This is a genomic window from Arthrobacter sp. CP30 (assembly GCF_053470025.1).
Window position 1 is genome coordinate 1 of sequence record NZ_JBQEMM010000027.1, and the last position, 1,383, is coordinate 1,383.

1 pseudogene is annotated in these 1,383 nt (G+C 68.3%); it reads right to left on the bottom strand.

Going from position 1 to position 1,383, the window contains the following annotated elements:
• Positions 1 to 1,383: pseudogene (locus ACTIMO_RS17135) on the bottom strand (hypothetical protein); the annotation flags it as partial.

Sequence of the window (1,383 nt, forward strand, 5' to 3'; positions counted from 1 at the left end):
GGGCTTCCAGGGCTGCCTGAAGGGTCGCCCGAAGTTCGGCGAGCTCTGCTGCTCCGGTTGCCTGAGCGGTGAGGGCCGCGTCCAGGGCCGACTGGGCGTCGGCAACGGCTTGGTCACCGGATGCCTGGGCCGCGAGGGCCGCAGCGAGTGCTGCCTGAGCGTCGGCGATGGCCTGGTTCCCGGCGGCCTGCGCGTCGAGGGCCGCAGCGAGGGTCACCTCTGCGTCGATGACGGCCTGCTCACCGGCAGCCTGGGCGGCAACAGCTGCGTCAAGGGCTGCCTGGGCGTCGATGACGGCCTGCTCACCAGCGGCCTGCGCGGCAACAGCTGCGTTAAGAGCTGCCTGTGCGGCGGCAAGGTCTGCCGCCGCAGCATCTCGTTCCCCGATGGCCAGGCCCAGATCGACCTGCAACTGGGTGACGGTGTTCTGCGCGGCATCCCGCTCGAGGATCGCCGCATCAACCTGCGCCTGCAACCCCAGGAGATTGATGGAGACCTGCGCGTCAGCCAGAGCTGCTGTAGCAGTACCGACGGCAGCGGTCGCGTTGATGACGGCCTGCGTAGGACCCGCGAGCAGTGTGGTCAGAGTGGCCTGGAGGCCATTGAGGGCTGTCTGGGCTGCTGCGTTGTTGGCCCGGGCGAGGTCGAGCTGAGCCTGGGCTGCGATGTCGTCGTTCGGATCAAGCAGGGTCAGGCTGGCCGCGAGTACGGCGGCTTCGGCTGTGACGATAGCGGTGACGGTTCCGGCGAGGGTCGTCGTGGCGCCGGTGATCGCGGCTGTCGTCTCAGCGATCAGTCCGTCCTGCTGGCCCTGTGCTGCGAGAAGGTTCGCCTCCGCGAGGTCGACGTCGGCCTCGAGAGCGAGCAGGGTGTCTTGCCCGGATGTGAGGTTACCGACCGCGACACCGACGGCGGCTTCGAGTGGAGCCAGTACGCCTAGTGCTGCGTCGACGTCGGCCTGCACGTTCAGGACATTGGCGTTCTCTGCCGCGAGGGCTTCTTCGGCGGCGTCGACCGCGTCCTGAGCGGCATCGACATCGGTCTGCAGTCCAGGAAGAGCGGCCTGAGCGTCTGTCACACCGGTCTCAGCCACGGTAACAGCGGCCTCGAGTCCAGGCAGGGCTGCTTCAGCGTCGGTCAGGCCCGTCCCGGCTTCGTCAACAGCGGTATCCAGTCCGGGAAGTGCAGCCCCGGCGGCGTCGAGAGCATCCGAGGCTGCAAGGACGTCAGCATCAAGACCTGCCTGGATTCCTTCAGCGTCGGTCAGGCCGGTCTGGGCGGCGGTGACGTCGGCGTCGAGGCCTGCCTGTGTTTCCGCGCCGGCGGTGACTGCGGCTTCGGCGTCGATTACTGCGGTGTCCAGTCCTTCCTGGGTGCCGGCAG